The following is a 19,216-nucleotide window of genomic DNA, read 5'->3' on the forward strand; positions in this document are numbered from 1 at the left end:
GCCGAATACCAGGGGTCAGCAGTACTTACCGTGCCAGTGACCGATAACCTCCATGGTCGTTCACCCGCTTGGGGGAACGAACGGACGCGAACAAGCAAGAGGTGCGCAGATGGTGGCCCCGCCTGACAACGACGTGCTCTGGGCCCGCGGCCTGCACCACACGCACGGCAGCACCCCGGCCCTCACCGGCGTCTCCCTCGGCGTACGCGACGGAGAGATCCTCGCCGTCACCGGCCCCCGCGGCAGCGGCAAGACCACCCTCCTCAAATGCCTCTCCGGCCAGCTCGCCCCCACCGAGGGCGAAGTCTGGTTCAACAGCTCACCCGTGCACACCCTCTCCTCCCCCAGCCGCGAACGGCTGCGTCTGGACCGGTTCGGCTGGATCGACACCGAACCCCATCTCGTTCCCGAGCTCACCGCCTGGGAGAACGCCGCCCTCCCGCTCCTGCTGCGCGGCACCGGCCACCGCGCCGCCAAGCACACCGCCATGGAGTGGCTCGACCGTCTCGACGTCGGCATGTGCGCCCGCCGCCGCCCCGCCCGTCTCGACCAGTCGGAGCGCCAGCGCATCGCCGTCGCCCGCGCCCTCGCCGCCGAGCCCCAGGTCCTCTTCGCCGACGACCCGACCGCCCCGCTGCACCGCGCCGACGGCGCCCAGGTCCTGCGCACCCTGACCACCGCGGCCCGCTCCCACCACATCACCGTGGTCCTGGCGACCGACGACCCGGAGGCCGCGGCCCTTGCCGACCGCTCCCTCGCCCTCCTCGACGGCCGCCGTACGGGCGCCCCGGCCGGCCCCAACGGATCCCCCGACGCGGAAAGCAGGGCAGCGTGCTCGCTCTCCGTCTAGCCCGCAGGTCTCACCCCGTCGTTCTGCTGCGCCGCCTCTTCGTCACCGCAGCGGCCTTCGGCACGGGCTTCCTGCTGCTCTCCACCCTGGGCCATGCCGCCGGCCACCCGGCCTCGGCCGACGATTCGCTGGCCCGTCTGCTGTGGTGTGCCGCGCCGCTCGCCGCCACCGCCCAGCTCGCCGCATCCGTGGCCCGCACGGACCCGGCCGCCCGTCTCCACCGCGGGATGGCCGCCGCCGGCCTCGGCCCCCTCCGGCTGGCCCTGCTCGCCGCGGCCTCCACCGCGCTGTTCTGCCTCCTCGGCGTCCTCCTCTCCCTGCTTGCCTTCCTCCGCCTCCGCGGTGACCTCGGCGGCGCCCCGTCCACGGCCGCCGGGGGGTTCGGCATCGGCTCCGACGTGCTGGGCACGGGCCACCCGTTCCCGCTCGTCGGCGCCCTGATGCTGCTGTCGATCGTCCCGCTGACCGCCGCCGCCACGACCGCCGTGGCCCTGCGCCCCCGCAGCGCCGACATCTCTCCCGAGGCAGAGGCTCCCACCAAGGCGGCCAACCCCTCGGGACTCCCCTGGGGCATGGCCCTGACGGCGGCAGGCCTGGCCATCGAGGCCTACGCCAGCCGCGGCACCGTCACCTCCGGCGGACTGCTGCCGCTGCCCGGCCGGCTGGTCAGCAGCCCCCCGGGCGTCCTGAGCGGCTGGGCACTGTCCACCGTCGGCCTCGTCCTGGCCGGCCCCGGCCTGGTGCACCTGTGCGGCCGCCTTCTGTGCGCGGGACGCCCCGGCGGGCTGCGCCTGCTCGCCGGACGCGTGCTCCAGGAGGAGTCACGCCGCCTGGGGCGCCCGCTCGGCGTGCTGTGCGCGGTCGCCTCCGCCACCTATGCAGCGGTGCATGTGTACGACACCGAGCACACCCGTCCCTACGGTCCACTCACCGCCGTCGGCGCGACCGTCGTCGTCGCCTGCGTCACCGCCAGCGCACTCACCGCGGCGCTCGAATCCCGCTCGGCCCGCGCCCGGACCACGGCCGCCCTGCGCCGCCTCGGCGCGCCCGGCTCGACCCTCCGTCGCGCCGCTGCCCTGCGCGCCGCGGCGGTGGGGATCGTGGTGGGACCGCTGACCTGGGCCGTTGCCGAAATGGCCACGCTTCCTTTGCTGCGCTGAGGAGCCGGAGGTCCGCTGAGGGGCTGGGGTCCGCTGAGAGGCGGGGACAGCGGCCGCTCAGCGGGCCAGGGCCGTGGCCTCCACCTCTATTCGCCAGTCCGGCCGGGCCAGCGACGACACCTCCAGCAGCGTGTCGGCCGGATAGGGCTCGGACAGGAACTCGCCCCGCAGGGCGATGACGTGCTCGAGATCGGCGGCCATGTCCGTGACAAAGATGCCCACCTTCACCACGTCGGCGAGCGAGGCGCCCGCCTCGGCGAGAACCCTGGCGACGTTCGCGAACGCCTGCCGCCCCTGAGTGAGGAAGTCGTCCGAGACGGTCCGCCCGCGTTCGTCGATTCCCGCCTGCCCGGAGACGTGGATCAGGCCACCCGCTTTGATCGCCTGCGAGATCTTGTACGGCTCGTACCAGTCCGGCGTGGTGGCGATTCGCTCGATCTCCGCCGCCCCATGAGCCTTTGCAACGCCGTTCATCGGCACACCACTCCCCCTGCGTTCCTATGTACACGCATCTCTTGCATGTGCATACATAAGTTTCAGGTGCATGTACGCTGCTGTCAAGCGCTCAGCGGAAAAACGCGGAAGAAAGCAGAAGATGATGGACGCGGAGCACTGGGACCGGTTCGGCGCACTGCACACACGAGTGGAACAGGAGCTGGCCAAGGCCCTCCAGCAGCACCACAGCATCGGGCTGTCGGAGTACCGCGCGCTGGCGCGACTCGCCGAGGCTGATGACGGCGAGCTACGCATGCAGGAGCTTGCCGACCTGATCGGCCTCAACCAGAGTTCCGTGAGCCGGCTGGCCTCCCGCCTGGAGTCGTCCGGGCTCACCCGCCGTGACCTGTGCCCGAAGGACCGGCGCGGCGTCTACAGCGTGATCACGGACGAGGGGCGCGACGTCCAGCAGAAGGCACGCCCCACGTACGACAGCGCCCTGCGCGCCGCACTCGACGCGGCAGCCGAAGACGGCCACCTCGGTCCGCTGGTGGAAGTCCTGCGGGCCTAACATGGCGGGCGTGCAGCCGAATTCAGAGCCCCCAGCCTCCCGCCGGGCCCACGACGGCGACTACGAGATCGAGTCCCTTGCGGAGTTCGACCGGGTCGTCACCTCGGGCAGCCTCGCCGGACACCGCATCCAGTCGGTCGATCTGACGGACCGTACGTTCGCGCTGCTCAGCACCGACACCACCGAGTCCGTGTTCCTCGGCTGCGCCATGGAGCCGGACGCCGCCGCCAAGGTGCGGGCCGGCGGTGCGCTGGTCTTCCCGCCCATACCGGATCTGCCGTTCAACCCCTACCGCGGCAGCCTGTACGGACCGGACGAGCTGTTCGAGGGTCTGACCGACGCCGGATACGAAGCCACCCCGGACGCGCGCACCTACCACTGGTACCAGGAGACCAGGACGGACGGCGATGTCTTCGCCTCGATGCTGCGCAGCATCCACGACGACGCCGTCTCCGACGCCCTGGACGAGCATCTCGCCGGTGCGCGGGTGGTGGGCGTCATGGGCGGACACGCCATGGAACGCGGTTCCGCGGCCTATGCAGGCGCCGCCCGGCTCGGCCGCCGGCTCACCCGCGACGGCCTGACCGTCGCGACGGGTGGCGGACCCGGCGCGATGGAGGCGGCGAACCTCGGGGCGTACGCCGCGCCCTTCGAGGACACCATGCTCGACTCGGCACTGGAACTCCTGGCCAAGGCGCCGCACTTCACCCCCTCCGTCACGGACTGGGCGCGGGCCGCCTTCGAGGTCCGCCGGAGCTGGCCCGGCGGCAACTCCTCGGTCGGCGTCCCCACCTGGTTCTACGGACACGAGCCGCCCAACGCCTTCGCTTCCCATATCGCGAAGTACTTCGTCAATGCGGTGCGTGAGGACGGGCTGCTGGCCCGCTCGAACGCCGGAGTGGTGTACCTTCCCGGCGCCGCCGGAACAGTGCAGGAAATCTTCGACAATGCCACCCCGAACTACTATGAGTCCCGTGGCGAGCCGACTCCGATGGTGCTGGTGAACCGCGACCACTGGACCGAGAAGCTGCCCGCCTGGCCGCTGCTGCAGGCGCTCTCCGCGGACCGTGCGATGGCGCCGCGGATCGCGCTGGTCGATTCGGTGGACGAGGTCCCCGACGCGCTGGCCCGTCTCGCGTCCGGGCCGGCTTCCTGACCGAGTCGGGCCACCGAGTCGGCATCCGCCCTGGCGCATCGGTCCAGTACACCCTCCCCTTGATCCACTTCTTGATCCACTGCGCGGCCCGAGATCCACGAGATCTCTTTGCTCACGAGAGGCAACTGCCGCCCCGAAATGCGCGTCTGCCAAGCCAGGTAATGAACAGGTAATGCACGCAGTGCGCGAACGGAGCTCTTGGTGATCATCGGCCTTCTGACGGCCGTAGCGGCATCGGCCTGCTACGGCACGGGTTCGGTCCTGCAGGCAGTGGGTTCGCGTAAATCCGCCCGCCAGGAGGCGGCTGCCGCCTCGACCTCCGGCGTCACCCAGCATGGCGGCCCCAGCCTGTCGTCCACCGCCAAAGCCGCCGTGACCTGGGAGTTCATGGTCGGCACGGTGCTGGACTTCATAGGGTTCGGGCTCGGTGCACTCGCCGCCCGGCTGCTGCCGCTGTTCCTCTCCCAGACGGTGATCAGCGCCAATCTCGTGATCACGGCAGTGCTGAGCATCAAGCTCCTCGGCATCCGGCTCACCCGGCCGGAATGGGCCTCCATCGCCGTGGTCTGTTCGGCTTTGGTACTGCTCGCCACGGCCGCGGGGCCGGAAGGCGGCGGCCACACCCCGATCGCCGGCCACTGGTGGCTGCTGGCCGCGTCCATCGCGGTCATCGGCGGCGGCACCCTGATCGTGCGCCTCCTGGGCGGCCGGGCCGCGATCCTCGCGGGCCTGCTCTCCGGCCTGGGCTTCGGCGCACTCGGCGTCGGCGTACGCGTGCTGAACGGCGTCGAACCGTTCAACCTGTCGTCCCTCCTCGGCGACCCCGCTCTCTACGCCATCCTCATCGCGGGCATCGGCGGGATGTACCTGCACACCGTCGCCCTCCAGATCGGCTCGGTGAACGGCGCCACGGCAGCCCTGGTCGTGGGCGAGACCGTGGTGCCGGGCATTCTCGGCGTGCTGTGGCTGGGGGACTCCTCCCGGCCGGGCTTCGCATGGGTTGCCGTCCTCGGCTTCGTAGTGGCTGTGGCCGGGGCCGTCGCGGTCGCCTGGTGCGGAGAGCCGGAGGCGGAGGCCGTACCTGCGACGGCAGGCGGTACGCACTCGCCGGACGGGCCCTTGACCGACGACGGCTCGGCGCCGGGCGATGACGCGCAGCAGCCCTCCCAGTCCCTGGCCGGCAATCGCGCCGGCTCCTGATACGAACGGCCCCGACCCACTCCCCTCGCACCCGCTGATGCGCGGCCCGGCACACTCCCACCCCCGGCCGCGCCCCGAGCCGCGAAGGGCTGCGTCGCCCCATGCAGGTACAGACTTCAACTTCGCCTCGAATAGAGCGTGTTGATTGTTCATGAGACCCCTTTTCTCGTCCTGATCACGAGGCTACGGACGGCGGGATCGCACGACGTCAAACGACGAACCGAACTCTGGCGTCAACCCGTGGCATGACACTCGTCCGATGGATCAACCCGTGCGGCGACGCGGCGGAGACCGCTCAGCCGAAAAATAAAGGCATGAGCAAACCACTCCGGCAGCGGCTGCGAGCGTGGGTCGCCTCGCCTTCTTGTCCCTGGGTCTCCGGCGGAGCCCTGACCGCGCTCGCGGTGGTGGAGCTGGCGGTCGTGCCTGGGCATTCGTCGGCGGTCGCGCTCGGCGTACTGGTGTCCACGGCAGCACTGTCGTGGCGGCGTTCACGGCCGGGCGTCGGGGCCCTGGTCGCGGGTGGCACCGTTCTCTCTCTCGGCGTGAATCTGTGGCACACATCGACGTGGGGCGGACACTCCTCTTCCCTGGGCCTGTTCACCGAGTGGTTGGCGCTGACCATGGCGATCGCCGCGGCGGTGGCGATGGGAGATGCCGTACGCGCCCGCGAAGAGACGCAGCGCGAGCGGGAGGACGCCCGGACACGGCAGATCACGATGGAGCGACAACAGGCAACCGATGCCGAACGGGCAGCGTTCGCACGGGAGTTGCACGATGTCGTCTCGCACTCCGTTTCGCTGATCGCGGTTCAGGCGGAGAGCGCCACGTACACCGTCCCTGGACTCTCGCCTCAGGCCCGCGACAGCTTCCAGCAGATCGCCGCGTCCGCCCGCTCGTCAATGGCGGAGCTGCGCCGACTGCTGGGTGTGCTGCGGACCGGTCCGGACGACAAGGCCGGGACCGCTCCCCAGCCGACCCTGGCGGCGCTGGACGACCTCATAACGCAGCACCGCTCGGTGGGCGGTGAGGTCGAACTGCGCGTCAGCGGTGACCGCATGGCGCTGCCGACCTCCTGGGAGCTGTCCGCATACCGCATCGTGCAGGAGGGGCTCGCCAACGCACGCCGGCATGCCCCGGGCGCTCGTGCAGTGGTGGAGATCGGCTACCGGCCCGACCGACTGGCGGTGCGGATCACGGACGACGGACCAGGCCCGACGGGCGCGGTCCACTCCGGTCATGGTCTGGCCGGGATGCAGGAGCGGGCGGCGCTGCTCGGCGGGAATCTCAGCGCCGGCCCCGGGCCCGACGGCGGATTTCTCGTAGAGGCGGAATTCCCTTGGTGATCAGAGCAATTGTCGCCGACGACCAGGCGGTCGTCCGCACAGCATTCGTCAACCTCCTGGGCACCCAGGACGACATCGAAGTGGTGGGTGAGGCGGAGGACGGGGTCCAAGCGATTCGCGTCGCCGCGGAGCGGCGCCCTGACCTGGCCTTACTCGACATCCGGATGCCCCACAAGAACGGTATCGAGGCGGCCCGTGAAATCACCCGGGCGTCCAACGGCGCGACCAAGGCGCTGATGCTCACGACGTTCGGGCTGGACGAGTACGTCTATGACGCGCTGTCGGCCGGGGCCAGCGGGTTCCTCCTCAAGGACACGACCTTTCCCGAACTCCTGCATGCGGTACGGGTCGTGGCCGAAGGCAATGCCCTGCTGGCGCCGGAGCTGACCAAGCGGCTGGTCGCGGCCTTCGTCAGACAACGGGCTGCGCCGGTGCCGGTCCGCACTGTCGAGGAACTGACGGCCCGCGAGGTGGAGGTGCTCGTCCAGATCGCTCAAGGGCTGTCCAACGCGGAGATCGCCGCGCGTCTGACGATCTCCGACCACACCGTGAAAACGCATATCAACAGGCTCTTCGCGAAGATGGGCCTCCGTGACCGCGCCCAGGCGGTGATCCTCGCCTACGAGCTCGGCCTGGTGGTCCCGCAGGGCAAGCGACCCGATTCCCTCCCCCGCCCATAGGAGCAGTCCAGCATCTCAGGAGCCCCACATGACACAGGCACGGCAGCGATATCTCTCGTGGTTAACCCGCCGTGGCGTCCAAGATCACCACGTCCTGCGCCGCGAAGGCAATGCCCACTTCCTCTCCGGTCTCCGGCGCGTTCTGCAGTGCGCAGGCCGCCTCCAGCTGCGGTCCGGCGGCCGGCTGGAGGAGCAGCGCGACATGGGTTCCCCGGAACGTCCGGGCCGCGACCGTACACGGCAGCCCCTCCCGGGCCGACGTCAGCCGCACTCCGGCAGGCCGTACGAGCAGACGGCACGGTCCGTCCGTGGTGCCGTCCGGAACCGGCACCTTGCCCCATGGGGTGACAGCGACGTCCCCCTGCACCGTAGCCTCGACCACATTGTCGAAACCGAGGAAACGGGCGACGAATTCGGTGGCGGGACGCTGCCACACCTCCAGCGGGGTACCGGTCTGGGCGATCCGCCCGTCCTGCATCACGACGACCCGGTCGGCCAGCGCGAACGCCTCTCCCTGGTCATGCGTGACGGCGAGCACGGTCGTACCCAACTCCCGGAAGAGCCTCCGGAGTTCGGCGACCAGGCGCTCACGCAGACCGCGGTCGAGCTGGCCGAGCGGCTCGTCCAGCATCAGCAGCCGGGGCTGCGGGGCGAGCGCGCGGGCGAGGGCGACCCGCTGCTGCTCACCGCCGGACAGCGAGGCGATGGCGCGCCGCTGTGCACCCGGCAGCCCGACGAGATCCAGCAGTTCGGTGACCGTACGCTCCTGGTCGGCGCGCGAGGCGCCCCGCATCCGCAGCCCGAAGGCAACATTTCCCGCGACATCGCGCTGCGGGAAGAGCTGGTGGTCCTGGAACATCAGCCCGACGCCACGCCGGTGCGTGGGCACCCCTGCCTGATCCCGGCCTTCCAGCAATACCCGTCCTTCATCGGCCGGTTGAAGTCCGGCCACGACTCGCAGAAGCGTCGATTTGCCACTGCCGCTCGGCCCCAGCACGCACACGATTTCCTGCGCGGCGACCTCCAGATCCACCGCGTCGAGCGCCGGACGCACACCAGGCTTGCCGAAGCGGACGGTCACCCCGCCCAGCCGCAGCAACTGCCGCGTCGTGGTATCGGCTGCTACCGACATCTAGAACTCCCCGGACTGGTCGATACGGATGCGCTCCAGAGCCAGCAGGGCGCCGGCGCACACCACCATCAAGATGGTCGACAGGGCCATCGCCTGCCCGTAGTTGAGTCCCCCGGCGCGTCCCAGCAGCCGCGCCACGGCCACCGGCAGGGTCGGGCGGTCAGGCCGTGCGATGAAGACCGTCGCACCGAATTCACCGAGGGACACGGCGAAGGCGAAGCCGGCCGCGATCAGCAGCGCCCGCCGCACCATCGGCAGATCCACCTCGCGCCACACCCGCCACGGCGAGGCTCCGAGCACAGCGGCGGCCTCCCGCAGCCGTCCGTCCACCGCTCGCAGCACGGGCAGCATCGTCCGGACCACGAAGGGCACACCCACCAGGGCCTGGGCGAGCGGCACCAGCCACCACGAGGAGCGCAGATCCAGCGGTGGCGCATCGAGGGTGATCAGAAAGCCGAAGCCGACGGTCACCGCCGACACCCCGAGCGGCAGCATCAGGAGGGCGTCGAATCCGCGAACCAGCCGATCGGCGCGGGGGGACTGCCCATCCGGGCGAAGCCCGGAGTGGGAGAGCGTCAGGGCGGCTGCCGCCAGCCCTCCCACCACCAGCGCGATCACCGTGGCCGCGGCGCCGTAGGTGAGGGAGTTCCACAGGGCGTCGAGGGGCGCGACGACGAAGGTGCTGTCGGCGGACCCGGCGGAGCTCAGCGTGGTGTAGAAGATCCCTCCGTAGCCGTCGGGGCCGGCGAAGGATCGTTCCACGAGCACCAAGAGAGGCACGACGAGCAGAACGGCGATGACGGCCAGCGTGCCCCACAGCAGCGCCCACTGCCCATGTCCGCGCGGCCGCCGGGCGGTCGTCGATGCGTCCACGAGCCGCAGGGTGGATTCCCGTCGGCGCACGGTCCAGGCATGCAGCGCCAGCAGTCCCAGCACTGCGGCGAATTGGAACAGTGTGAGGACGGCGGCCGTCGGCAGATCGAGGAAGTCCGCGGTCTGCCGGTAGATCTCGACCTCCAGGGTCGAGAAGGTGGGGCCGCCCAGAATCTGCACGATTCCGAAGGAGGTGAAGGTGAACAGGAAGACCATCAGCGCGGCGGCGGCCACGGCCGGGCCGAGCGCGGGGAGCGTCACCCTCCGCCAGGCGGCGAACCGTCCGGCTCCCAGCACCCGCGCCGCCTCTTCCTGACGGGGATCCAGCTGTCCCCAGAGGCCGCCGACAGTCCGTACGACCACGGCGTAATTGAAGAAGACATGCGCCAGCAGAATCGCCCATACCGACGTGTCCAGGCGCATGCCCCACAGGTCGTCGAGGAGACCACCGCGGCCGACCAGCGCAAGGAAGGCCGAGCCGACGACGACGGTCGGCAGCACGAACGGCACCATCACGACCGCCCGCAGCAGCTGTTTGCCGGGGAAGTCGAAACGTGCAAAGACATACGCGCCGGGCAGCGCGATCAGCAGGGTCAGCGCTGTCGAGGCCGCCGCCTGCCAGACGGTGAACCACAGCACATGAAGGACATCGGGATCGCTCAGCACCGTACCGAGCCGGCCGAGCCGCCACTGCCCGCCGTCCTTCAGCCCCCGCCCGACGATCGCGATCACCGGATACGCGAAGAACAGCGCGAAGAAGGCGAGCGGCAGGGCCATCAGGCCGAGCCGCACCGCCGTCCCCCGCGAGCGCCTCCGGTGCGAGGCGCGGGTTACTTCAGAACGAGCGAGGACCACTGCTTGATCCAGTGTTCACGGTTCTTGGTGATCGTCTCCGGGTCCACCGTCGCCGACTTGTCGATCTTCGCGCCGTACTTGGTGAACAGCGCCGGCACCTTGGCGTCCTTGAGAACCGGGTTGACGAACATCTTCAGCGGCATGTCCTCCTGGAACTTCTTGCTCAGCAGGAAGTCCAGAAGCGCCTTACCGCCCTTCTCGTTCCTGGCGCCCTTGAGCAGACCGCCGAATTCGATCTGCCGGAAGCAGGTGCCGGTCGCGACGCCGGTCGGCGCCTGGCGGGGCTCCGGCTTCTTGCCCATGACCTCGGCGGGCGGGCTGGAAGCGTAGGAGACCACCAGCGGCTTGTCGCCCTTGCCCTTGCCGGCCGCGGAGCCCGAGAACCGGTCGTTGTACGCCTGCTCCCAGCCGTCGACGACCTCGACGCCGTTGGCCTTGAGCTTCTTCCAGTAGCCCTGCCAGCCGGTTTCGCCGTACTTGGCGATGGTGCCGAGCTGGAAGGCGAGTCCCGGAGAGGAGGTCGCGGAATTCTCCGTGACGAGCAGCCCCTTGTACTCAGGCTTGATCAGATCGTCGAAGGTCTTCGGCGGAGCGATCTTGTGCCGGTCGAAGTAGGCGCGGTCGTAGTTGACGCAGATGTCGCCGTAGTCGAGCGGGGTGACGCGGTGCCGGCCCTTGTCGAGCTGCAGGTCGGCGGGCACACCGTCGAGCCCCTTGGCCTTGTACGGGGTGAAGAGGTCTTCCTTCAGGCCCCGCGAGAGCAGGGTGTTGTCGATGCCGAAGAACACATCGCCCTGCGGATTGCCCTTGGACAGGATCGCCTGGTTGACGGCCTTTCCGGCATCCCCGCCCGGAAGCAGCTTGACCTTGTAGCCGGTCTCCTTCTCGAAGGCGGCCAGCACCGACTTGGAGGCACCGAACGAGTCATGGCTGACCAACGTGACGGTCTTGGCGTCCGCGCTGCCGCTGCCGCACGCAGCGAGTGCGGTCATGCCGACCGCGGCGGCGAGCGCTGTCGCGGTGATCCTTCTGGTGGTGCTCACTGAATTCCTCCTGGCTGGCCAGGAAGAGACGCGGCCCCGCCCGGTGTCCGCGGCTCGCGACGTCGAACGACGGACGGCAAGCGGATCCGGGCAGGGCGCAACAGCATGAGTGACGACCGAACTTCCTACCCGGAATGACCCGGGCGAGGTTCAAGGGTCTGCGGGCACCGTAGCTCTACGACGCTTCCGCACTCTCAGCGCTGTGGCGCTCCCCTGTCGGAATGTGCATTTGTTCGAGCAGAGGGTACCAGCGAGCGGTCAGCGCTCCGAGGCCGCGAGCTGTCCACACGCGCCGTCGATCTCCTGGCCTCGGGTGTCCCGGACGGTCACCGGGACGCCGTGCGCCTCGATGGCCCGTACGAACGCCAGCTCGTCCTCGGGCCGCGAGGCGGTCCACTTCGACCCGGGCGTCGGATTCAACGGAATGAGGTTCACATGGACCCGCTTACCCTTCAGCAGGCGTCCCAGCAGGTCACCGCGCCAGGCCTGGTCATTGATGTCGCGGATCAGGGCGTACTCGATCGAGATCCGGCGCCCGGACTTCTCGGCGTACTCCCATGCCGCGTCCAGTACCTCACGTACCTTCCAGCGGGTGTTGACGGGCACGAGCGTGTCGCGCAGCTCGTCGTCCGGCGCGTGCAGCGACACCGCGAGCCGGCATTTGAAGCCCTCGTCCGCGAACCGCAGCATCGCCGGGACGAGGCCGACGGTGGAGACCGTGATACCGCGCTGGGACAGCCCCAGGCCGTCGGGCTCGGGGTCGGTCAGCCGCCGGATGGCGCCGACCACCCGCTTGTAGTTGGCAAGCGGCTCGCCCATCCCCATGAAAACGATGTTGGACAGCCGCGCCGGACCGCCGGGCACCTCGCCGTCACGCAGCGCACGCATGCCGTCGACGATCTGGTGCACGATCTCGGCGGTGGAGAGATTGCGGTCCAGGCCCGCCTGGCCGGTGGCGCAGAACGGGCAGTTCATACCGCAGCCGGCCTGCGACGAGATGCACATGGTGACCCGGTCCGGGTAGCGCATCAGCACGGACTCGACGAGCGTGCCGTCGTGCAGCTTCCACAGGGTCTTGCGGGTGGTGTCGTTGTCGCACGAGATGTGGCGGACGACATTCATCAGGTCCGGCAGCAGCTCCGTGGCCAGCTTTTCGCGCGCGGCCGCCGGGATGTCGGTCCACTGGGCCGGGTCGTGCGCGTAGCGGGAGAAATAGTGCTGCGAAAGCTGCTTGGCGCGAAACGGCTTCTCACCGATGGCGGCCACCGCTTCGCGCCGCTCGACGGGGCTGAGGTCGGCAAGGTGACGCGGGGGCTTCTTGGCGCCGCGGGGGGCGACAAACGTCAGTTCTCCCGGGGCCGGGCGTGCCATGAGCGGTTACTCCTCTGTACGACGAGGCCGGGCGACCTCCGCTTCCGCGGAGCCAAGGGCCGGACGATGCCGGAGCCAGGAGACCTCAAGGGATCATCCCCGCGGTCGCGGGGCGGAAAGGGCGCGTCGCTCGCGAGCGACGCGCCCTTCAAGGGTAACCGGCTACGGTCAGCCCGATCCCACGAAGACCACGTACAGCAGCCAGACGACCGGCGCGGTCGGCAGGAGGGAGTCGAGGCGGTCCATGATGCCGCCGTGGCCGGGCAGCAGGGTGCCCATGTCCTTGATGCCGAGATCGCGCTTGATCATGGATTCGCCCAGGTCGCCAAGGGTGGCGCTGGCCGCGACGGCGAGGCCGAGCAGCAGGCCCTGCCACCAGACGCCGTTCTTGATCAGGAACTGCATGCACAGCGCGCCGGCGGCCATCGCGAAGAGCAGCGCTCCGAGGAGCCCCTCCCGGGTCTTGCCGGGGCTGATGCGCGGCGCGAGCTTGCGCTTGCCGAAGCGCCAGCCGACCGCGTACGCCCCGGTGTCGCTGACGACCGTCAGCAGCAGGAAGGTCAGCACCCGCTGCGGCCCGTCGTCCTCCGCGGCGAGCATCAGCGCCACGAATGTCGCCAGGAACGGCACGTAGAACGCCGCGAAGACACCGGCGGTGACGTCCCGGAGATAGTTCTCGGGGGCTTCGGTCATCCGCCAGACCAGGACGGCCAGCGCGGTGAGCGCCATCGCCACCCATGCGCCTTCGGCGCCCCGTACATACCCGGCGACCACCATGGCGGTGCCGCCGACGGCGAGCGGCACCAGCGGCACCCGGATGTCCTTGCGTTCCGACAGCCGCGAGGTCAGCTCCCAGAGGCCCACGACGACGGCGATGGCGATGACGCCGACGAAGACGGGCTTGTAGACGAAGAGCGACGCGAGGATGATCGCGCCGAGGCCGACGCCGACTCCTATCGCGGCACGCAGATTGCGCCCCGCGCTCTTCTTCTTCGGCTTCTCTGGGTCCCGCGACCTGCCACGGTCGGGGGAGCCGGGGAAAGCAGTGGGCATGGGCTCCTGCGGCTCTTCGTCGCGGAACAGGGGGCCACTCAGTCGAGCGGCCCCCCGGTCGTGCCGGTGGTCCCGGTGGTCGTCCTGGTGTCCGCCTGGCTCCGGCACGATGGGCATGGGCCGAGTCTGCGCCGCGTCGCCCCCGTCGCGCACGGGACCCGCCGAGGCGGGGGGCGCCGCCCCGCGCAGCGCGGAGGCCGCGCCCTGGTCGGGTGGCCCCCAGTGAGCGGCGCCGGGCGGGGTCCCCCAGGATGACTCGTTCATCAGACCTCGAGGAGCTCGGATTCCTTGTGCTTGAGCAGCTCGTCCACCTGCGCGACGTACTTCGCGGTGGTGTCGTCGAGCTCCTTCTCGGCGCGGCGCACCTCGTCCTCGCCGGACTCCTTGTCCTTGACGAGCTTGTCGAGGGTCTCCTTGGCCTTGCGGCGGACGCTGCGGATCGAGATCTTCGCGTCCTCGCCCTTGGCCTTGGCGACCTTGATGTACTCCTTGCGGCGCTCCTCGGTGAGCTCCGGGAAGTTCACGCGGATGATGTTGCCGTCGTTGCTCGGGTTGACGCCGAGGTCGGAGTCGCGGATGGCCTGCTCGATGTTGCGCAGCGCGCTCTTGTCGAACGGGGTCACCACGGCCATCCGCGGCTCGGGAACCGAGAACGACGCCAGCTGGTTGATGGGCGTCATGGCGCCGTAGTAGTCCGCCACGATCTTGTTGAACATCGCCGGGTGCGCACGACCGGTGCGGATCGCGGCGAAGTCCTCCTTGGCGACCACGACGGCCTTCTCCATCTTCTCCTCGGCCTCGAGGAGGATCTCTTCGATCACCACTTGCTCCTGGTCTTATCGGTAAGAAGCAGAGCCTCGCCCCTGCCGCGCGTCTTCTCCTGCACGGTGTCCGACCGGCAGGCTGTTGTCCATCCCCGTACCGAGGTCTTCCCACGGCCGGGAGTTGCCGCCCCTACGGGTGAAGCCCGTACGGAGTCTCGGCAGTTGCGGGCCGTCAGGCCCGGGTGCCCTGGTCGCTGACGAGCGTGCCGATCTTCTCACCCTTCACGGCGCGCGCGATATTGCCCTCCGCGAGCAGCTCGAAGACGAGGATCGGCAGCTTGTTGTCGCGGCACAGGGTGATGGCGGTGGCATCGGCGACCTTCAGCTCGCGCGTGATGACCTCGCCGTATTCGAGTGCGTCGAACTTGACCGCGTCGGGGTTCGTCTTGGGGTCGGAGTCGTAGACACCGTCCACACCGTTCTTGCCCATCAGCATGGCCTCGGCGTCGATCTCCAGGGCCCGCTGGGCAGCGGTGGTGTCGGTGGAGAAGTACGGCATGCCCATACCGGCGCCGAAGATGACGACCCGGCCCTTCTCCAGGTGGCGCACCGCACGCAGCGGAATGTACGGCTCCGCGACCTGGCCCATGGTGATGGCGGTCTGAACGCGGGAGTCGATGCCCTCCTTCTCCAGGAAGTCCTGGAGAGCCAGGCAGTTCATGACCGTGCCGAGCATGCCCATGTAGTCGGAACGGGCCCGGTCCATGCCGCGCTGCTGGAGTTCGGCGCCACGGAAGAAGTTGCCGCCGCCGATCACAACGGCGATCTCGTAGCCGTCACGCACCACGGCGGCGATCTCGCGGGCCATGGCGTGCACGACATCGGGGTCGACGCCCAGCCCGCCGCCACCGGCGAACGCCTCGCCCGACAGCTTCAGCAAAAACCGTCGCCTGCCGCCGTGGTGGGCCTTGTCCGTGTCCGCGCCGTCGGCACCGTGATTCATTGAGCTCTCCTCGTGCACATACGAAGAAGGCCATTGCCGTGGGTCTGGTCCAGATCCCTGTGCGGCAATGGCCTCCTCGTCACATCTGCGGCCGGCCGTTGAGCGGCCGACTGCGTACGACCCTAGCGGGGTCGCAGGTCATTCGCTGCCTTCGCGGCAGGCTCAGATGCCGACCTTGATGCGCGAGAAGCGCTTCAGGGTGACACCGGCCTCCTGCAGGACCTTCTCGACGGACTTCTTGTTGTCGAGCGCGTACGGCTGACCGAGCAGCGTCGCGTCCTTGAAGAAGCCGTTGAGGCGACCCTCGACGATCTTCGGCAGGGCAGCCTCGGGCTTGCCCTCCGCACGCGTGGTCTCCTCGGCGACGCGGCGCTCGGCCTCGACGACCTCGGCCGGGACGTCCTCCTTGGAGAGGTACTTCGGGGCGAAGGCGGCGATGTGCTGCGCGACACCCTTGGCGACCTCGGCGTTCTCCTTGTCGAGCTCGACAAGGACACCGATCTGCGGCGGCAGGTCAGGCATGGTGCGGTGCATGTACGCCGACACGTAGCCGTCGGAGAACTGCGCGAAGCGGTCCAGGACGATCTTCTCGCCCAGGTTGGCGTTGGCCTCGTCGACGAACGCCTGGACGGTCTTGCCGGCCTGGATCTCGGAGGCGAGCAGGGCCTCGATGTCGGCCGGGGAGGTCTTCGCGACGTGCGCGGCGATCTCGTTGGCGACGGCCTGGAACTTCTCGCCCTTGGCGACGAAGTCCGTCTCGCACTTCAGCTCGACGATGACACCGGAGGTGTTGTCGCCGGCGATCACGGAGACCACAGCGCCGTTCTCGGCGGAGCGGCCCTCGCGCTTGGCGACGCCCTTCTGGCCCTTGATACGGAGCGCCTCGACGGCCTTGTCGACGTTGCCCTCGGCCTCGTCCAGGGCCTTCTTGCAGTCCATCATGCCGGCGCCGGTGAGCTCGCGGAGCTTCTTGACGTCAGCGGCGGTGTAGTTCGCCATGGTCTGTGAATCTCTTCTCGAAATCTCGAAGTCGAAAGATCTACGGGTGGACGGCGGGGGCGGCGCTCGTGGCGCCCGCCCCCGCCGTCACCAACCGGATGCTGCGGGTCAGGCCTGCTCGGCGTCCGCGGCCGGCTTCTCGGCCTCGGCAGCCGGGGCCTCGGCAGCCGGGGCCTCGGCGGGCTTCTCGGCCTCGTCGGACTTCTTCTCGCCCTCGAGCAGGTCGCGCTCCCACTCGGCCAGCGGCTCGGCGGCAGCCTTGTCGCCGGGCTTCTGGTCGCCGGTGGCGGCGCCGGAGCGGGCGATGAGGCCCTCGGCGACGGCGTCGGCGATCACACGGGTGAGCAGGGTGACGGAGCGGATGGCGTCGTCGTTGCCCGGGATCTTGTAGTCGACCTCGTCCGGGTCGCAGTTGGTGTCGAGGATCGCGACGACCGGGATGTTGAGCTTGCGCGCCTCACCGACGGCGATGTGCTCCTTCTTGGTGTCCACGATCCAGACGGCGCTGGGCACCTTCTGCATCTCGCGGATACCGCCGAGGGTCTTCTCCAGCTTGGCCTTCTCGCGGGAGAGGACGAGGAGCTCCTTCTTGGTGAGGCCGGAGGCGGCCACATCCTCGAAGTCGATCTGCTCGAGCTCCTTCAGGCGCTGCAGGCGCTTGTAGACGGTCGAGAAGTTGGTCAGCATGCCGCCGAGCCAGCGCTGGTTCACGTAGGGCATGCCCACGCGGGTCGCCTGCTCGGCAATGGCCTCCTGGGCCTGCTTCTTGGTACCGACGAACATCACCGAGCCGCCGTGGGCGACGGTCTCCTTGACGAACTCGTAGGCGCGGTCGATGTACGACAGCGACTGGAGCAGGTCGATGATGTAGATGCCGTTGCGCTCGGTGAAGATGAAACGCTTCATCTTCGGGTTCCAGCGCCGGGTCTGGTGTCCGAAGTGGACGCCGCTCTCAAGCAGCTCCCGCATCGTGACGACGGCCATGGCCGTACTCCTCGTGTTTCTCGGTTCCACCGCGGCCGGTCGGCCGAGGTGCCTGACGCCCCGACGCGCCTGCCGGGGAATGAACCTTGCGGAACGTTCCGAGGACCGAGGGACGCGGCCATCGTGCTGCCCGAAAGGGACTGCTGCACTGATGGCGGGGCGTGCGAAGTCGACCCGGTGACCCGGATCGCCACAAGAAGTGTACGGGACGGCCGATGTACTGGGCGACACGCACCTTTTCATGCCCCGTGCGAGTGACACCGTTGTCCACAACCGGCGGGTTATCCACAGTTTCCGACCAAGATCCCCACACGGCGGCGGACTGCGTCACGGTCGGGACATGAAACGAGATTCCGGCTCGGATACGAGCTTCCGGGGCACCTCTCCCGCAATGCGCAGCCTGCGGGTGCCGGGCGCACGGCGACTGCGGAAGGCGGCCGAGGGGCGCGGGCGAAGCTGCTTCTTTCCGGTGCGGATGGTGACCGGATTCCTGGGCGTCGCGGCAGCTGCGGCTCTTTCCGTGGCGATGTTGATGACGGGGGATGCGGTGCCGAGCTCTGGGGTCGGGGCGGCTGTCGGCGAGGGTGTGGACTCGTCGAGGACGGTTGCGGTGGCGGAGTGGCCGGGGGTGAAGGCGGTGGGGCGTACGCGGCGGACCCCTGCCCGGGTGCCAGAGTCGGCTCGCGCACCGGCTTCGGCTTCGGCTTCGGCTTCGGCTTCGGCTTCGGCTTCGGCTTCGGCTTCGGCTTCGGCTTCGGCGGATCGTGCGTGGCCGGTGGAGGGTCCGGCAGGGATACGGCCTGCGGTGTTACGTGGCTGGGAGCCGCCGCCCAAGCCATGGGCCGCGGGTCACCGCGGCGTGGACCTGGCAGCGTCGGCCGGTACGACGGTGCGCGCGGCGGCACCCGGCCGGGTGACCTTCGCCGGAACAGTCGCCGGCCGCGGCGTCCTCACCGTCGAACTGTCCCGCTCGGGCCGACCTCCGTTACGCACCACGTACGAACCGGTCCGCGCCACTGTCGGGAAAGGGGAGCACGTCATGGCGGGCCGGCCCGTGGCCGTACTGCAAAAGGGGCCTTTCCACTGCCGCGGCCCGTGCCTCCATTGGGGCCTGCTCCGCGGAAAGACCTACCTGGACCCGCTCACGCTTCTCCCTCCGCCCATGCTCCGGGGCGGCCTGTCGCGGCTGCTCCCGGTCGACGGCGTACCCGTACCCCCGGCCCGTCCGGCTCCCGGGCGGCCGGGCCCGCCCACCGCGCACGAGACGGCCACCGCGCCCACGGGAACAGCGCTCGCGGGCGCGGTCGCACTCGCCGCCGCGGCGCTCTGGTCGCTGGGGCGTCTCTCATCAGGCGGGATACCGGGGCGTGGCCGGAGGCATCGGGGAAGCCGGCCTCACGGGTGGTGAAGGCCGGTGGGGAGGAGCGAACCAGGGAGGTGAGAGGCGGGGCGATACGTAGCCGCGGGTTAGGCAGCGCCATGGCCACGGGCCCCTGCGGCCTGGGGTCAACCGGGATTCGACCGAGAGGGGCCGCCTGCGTTCGGGGGAGAGGGGCGGCCTGGGTTCGACCGGGAGGGGCAGCGGGCGCCGATGCGCACGGAGGCGCTGTCGCGGGATGCGGCTGGAGCTGGAGTTTCCACTGCGGCTGCGGCTGCGGCTGCGGCTGCGGCTGCGGCTGGAGATTCCACTGCAGCTGCCGTGCCAGCGGGCGGGGTGGGGGTGGAGGGGGTGGGCGGGGCG

18 protein-coding genes are annotated in these 19,216 nt (G+C 69.7%); 8 read left to right on the forward strand and 10 right to left on the reverse strand.

What is annotated here, in order from left to right; genetic code table 11:
* The first annotated feature begins 109 nt into the window (after positions 1-109).
* On the forward strand, positions 110-850 hold the full coding sequence (locus ADL29_RS19680) for an ABC transporter ATP-binding protein (protein WP_053924959.1): 741 nt from the start codon (positions 110-112) through the stop codon (positions 848-850).
* Complete coding sequence (locus tag ADL29_RS19685) at positions 832-2,010, forward strand: hypothetical protein (protein ID WP_053924960.1); 1,179 nt, start codon at positions 832-834, stop codon at positions 2,008-2,010. Before ADL29_RS19680 ends, ADL29_RS19685 begins: the two co-directional genes overlap by 19 nt.
* A 57-nt stretch (positions 2,011-2,067) precedes the next feature.
* Here ADL29_RS19685 and ADL29_RS19690 read toward each other — a convergent pair whose 3' ends face one another.
* Positions 2,068-2,484 carry a RidA family protein gene (locus ADL29_RS19690; protein WP_053924961.1) on the reverse strand — a complete coding sequence of 139 codons (417 nt, stop codon included), beginning with the start codon at positions 2,482-2,484 and terminating at the stop codon, positions 2,068-2,070.
* Between the two features lie 124 nt (positions 2,485-2,608).
* Here ADL29_RS19690 and ADL29_RS19695 point away from each other — a divergent pair, with 124 nt between their 5' ends.
* The 5 genes from ADL29_RS19695 to ADL29_RS19715 all read left to right on the forward strand — a co-directional run bounded on the left by ADL29_RS19695 (position 2,609) and on the right by ADL29_RS19715 (position 7,398).
* Positions 2,609-3,016: a MarR family winged helix-turn-helix transcriptional regulator gene (locus ADL29_RS19695; protein WP_053924974.1), complete on the forward strand. Its 408-nt coding sequence runs from the start codon at positions 2,609-2,611 to the stop codon at positions 3,014-3,016.
* 1 nt (position 3,017) lies between these two features.
* Entirely contained in the window at positions 3,018-4,172 is a 1,155-nt protein-coding gene (locus ADL29_RS19700) for an LOG family protein (protein WP_053924962.1), read from the forward strand.
* 201 nt (positions 4,173-4,373) lie between these two features.
* A complete protein-coding gene (locus ADL29_RS19705) occupies positions 4,374-5,372 on the forward strand; it encodes a DMT family protein (RefSeq protein ID WP_053924975.1) in 999 nt (332 codons plus the stop codon).
* Between the two features lie 314 nt (positions 5,373-5,686).
* A complete protein-coding gene (locus ADL29_RS19710; protein WP_053924963.1) occupies positions 5,687-6,718 on the forward strand; it encodes a sensor histidine kinase in 1,032 nt (343 codons plus the stop codon).
* Positions 6,712-7,398: a response regulator gene (locus ADL29_RS19715; protein ID WP_053924964.1), complete on the forward strand. Its 687-nt coding sequence runs from the start codon at positions 6,712-6,714 to the stop codon at positions 7,396-7,398. The genes ADL29_RS19710 and ADL29_RS19715 overlap by 7 nt, the downstream gene beginning before the upstream one ends.
* Before the next feature lie 61 nt (positions 7,399-7,459).
* Here the strand turns inward: ADL29_RS19715 and ADL29_RS19720 are convergent, their stop codons facing one another.
* The 9 genes from ADL29_RS19720 to rpsB form a co-directional block, all read right to left on the reverse strand.
* Positions 7,460-8,530, reverse strand: a complete 1,071-nt coding sequence (locus ADL29_RS19720; protein ID WP_053924965.1) for an ABC transporter ATP-binding protein — start codon at positions 8,528-8,530, stop codon at positions 7,460-7,462.
* The gene (locus ADL29_RS19725; RefSeq protein WP_425424259.1) at positions 8,531-10,258 is read right to left on the reverse strand and encodes an ABC transporter permease; all 1,728 of its coding nucleotides are present in this window, start codon (positions 10,256-10,258) and stop codon (positions 8,531-8,533) included.
* Positions 10,234-11,301, reverse strand: a complete 1,068-nt coding sequence (locus tag ADL29_RS19730; RefSeq protein WP_211274354.1) for a thiamine ABC transporter substrate-binding protein — start codon at positions 11,299-11,301, stop codon at positions 10,234-10,236. The genes ADL29_RS19725 and ADL29_RS19730 overlap by 25 nt, the downstream gene beginning before the upstream one ends.
* A gap of 258 nt (positions 11,302-11,559) precedes the next feature.
* Positions 11,560-12,672 carry a dual-specificity RNA methyltransferase RlmN gene (rlmN, locus tag ADL29_RS19735; RefSeq protein WP_046925767.1) on the reverse strand — a complete coding sequence of 371 codons (1,113 nt, stop codon included), beginning with the start codon at positions 12,670-12,672 and terminating at the stop codon, positions 11,560-11,562.
* Between the two features lie 168 nt (positions 12,673-12,840).
* Complete coding sequence (locus ADL29_RS19740; RefSeq protein WP_078971140.1) at positions 12,841-13,989, reverse strand: phosphatidate cytidylyltransferase; 1,149 nt, start codon at positions 13,987-13,989, stop codon at positions 12,841-12,843.
* Positions 13,989-14,546 carry a ribosome recycling factor gene (frr, locus tag ADL29_RS19745; protein WP_053924967.1) on the reverse strand — a complete coding sequence of 186 codons (558 nt, stop codon included), beginning with the start codon at positions 14,544-14,546 and terminating at the stop codon, positions 13,989-13,991. The genes ADL29_RS19740 and frr overlap by 1 nt, the downstream gene beginning before the upstream one ends.
* A gap of 175 nt (positions 14,547-14,721) precedes the next feature.
* Positions 14,722-15,492 (reverse strand): UMP kinase, encoded by a 771-nt coding sequence (gene pyrH / locus ADL29_RS19750; RefSeq protein ID WP_046925770.1) that lies wholly within the window; start codon positions 15,490-15,492, stop codon positions 14,722-14,724.
* Positions 15,493-15,654: 162 nt separating this feature from the next.
* A complete protein-coding gene (tsf, locus tag ADL29_RS19755; protein WP_046925771.1) occupies positions 15,655-16,491 on the reverse strand; it encodes a translation elongation factor Ts in 837 nt (278 codons plus the stop codon).
* A 108-nt stretch (positions 16,492-16,599) separates the two neighbouring features.
* Entirely contained in the window at positions 16,600-17,475 is an 876-nt protein-coding gene (gene rpsB, locus ADL29_RS19760; RefSeq protein ID WP_053924968.1) for a 30S ribosomal protein S2, read from the reverse strand.
* A 532-nt stretch (positions 17,476-18,007) separates the two neighbouring features.
* Between rpsB and ADL29_RS41245 the strand changes: the two genes are divergently transcribed.
* Positions 18,008-18,883: a peptidoglycan DD-metalloendopeptidase family protein gene (locus tag ADL29_RS41245; RefSeq protein WP_078971142.1), complete on the forward strand. Its 876-nt coding sequence runs from the start codon at positions 18,008-18,010 to the stop codon at positions 18,881-18,883.
* The last annotated feature ends 333 nt before the right edge of the window (positions 18,884-19,216 follow it).

This window comes from Streptomyces chattanoogensis, from assembly GCF_001294335.1.
Taxonomy (GTDB): Bacteria; Actinomycetota; Actinomycetes; order Streptomycetales; family Streptomycetaceae; genus Streptomyces; species Streptomyces chattanoogensis.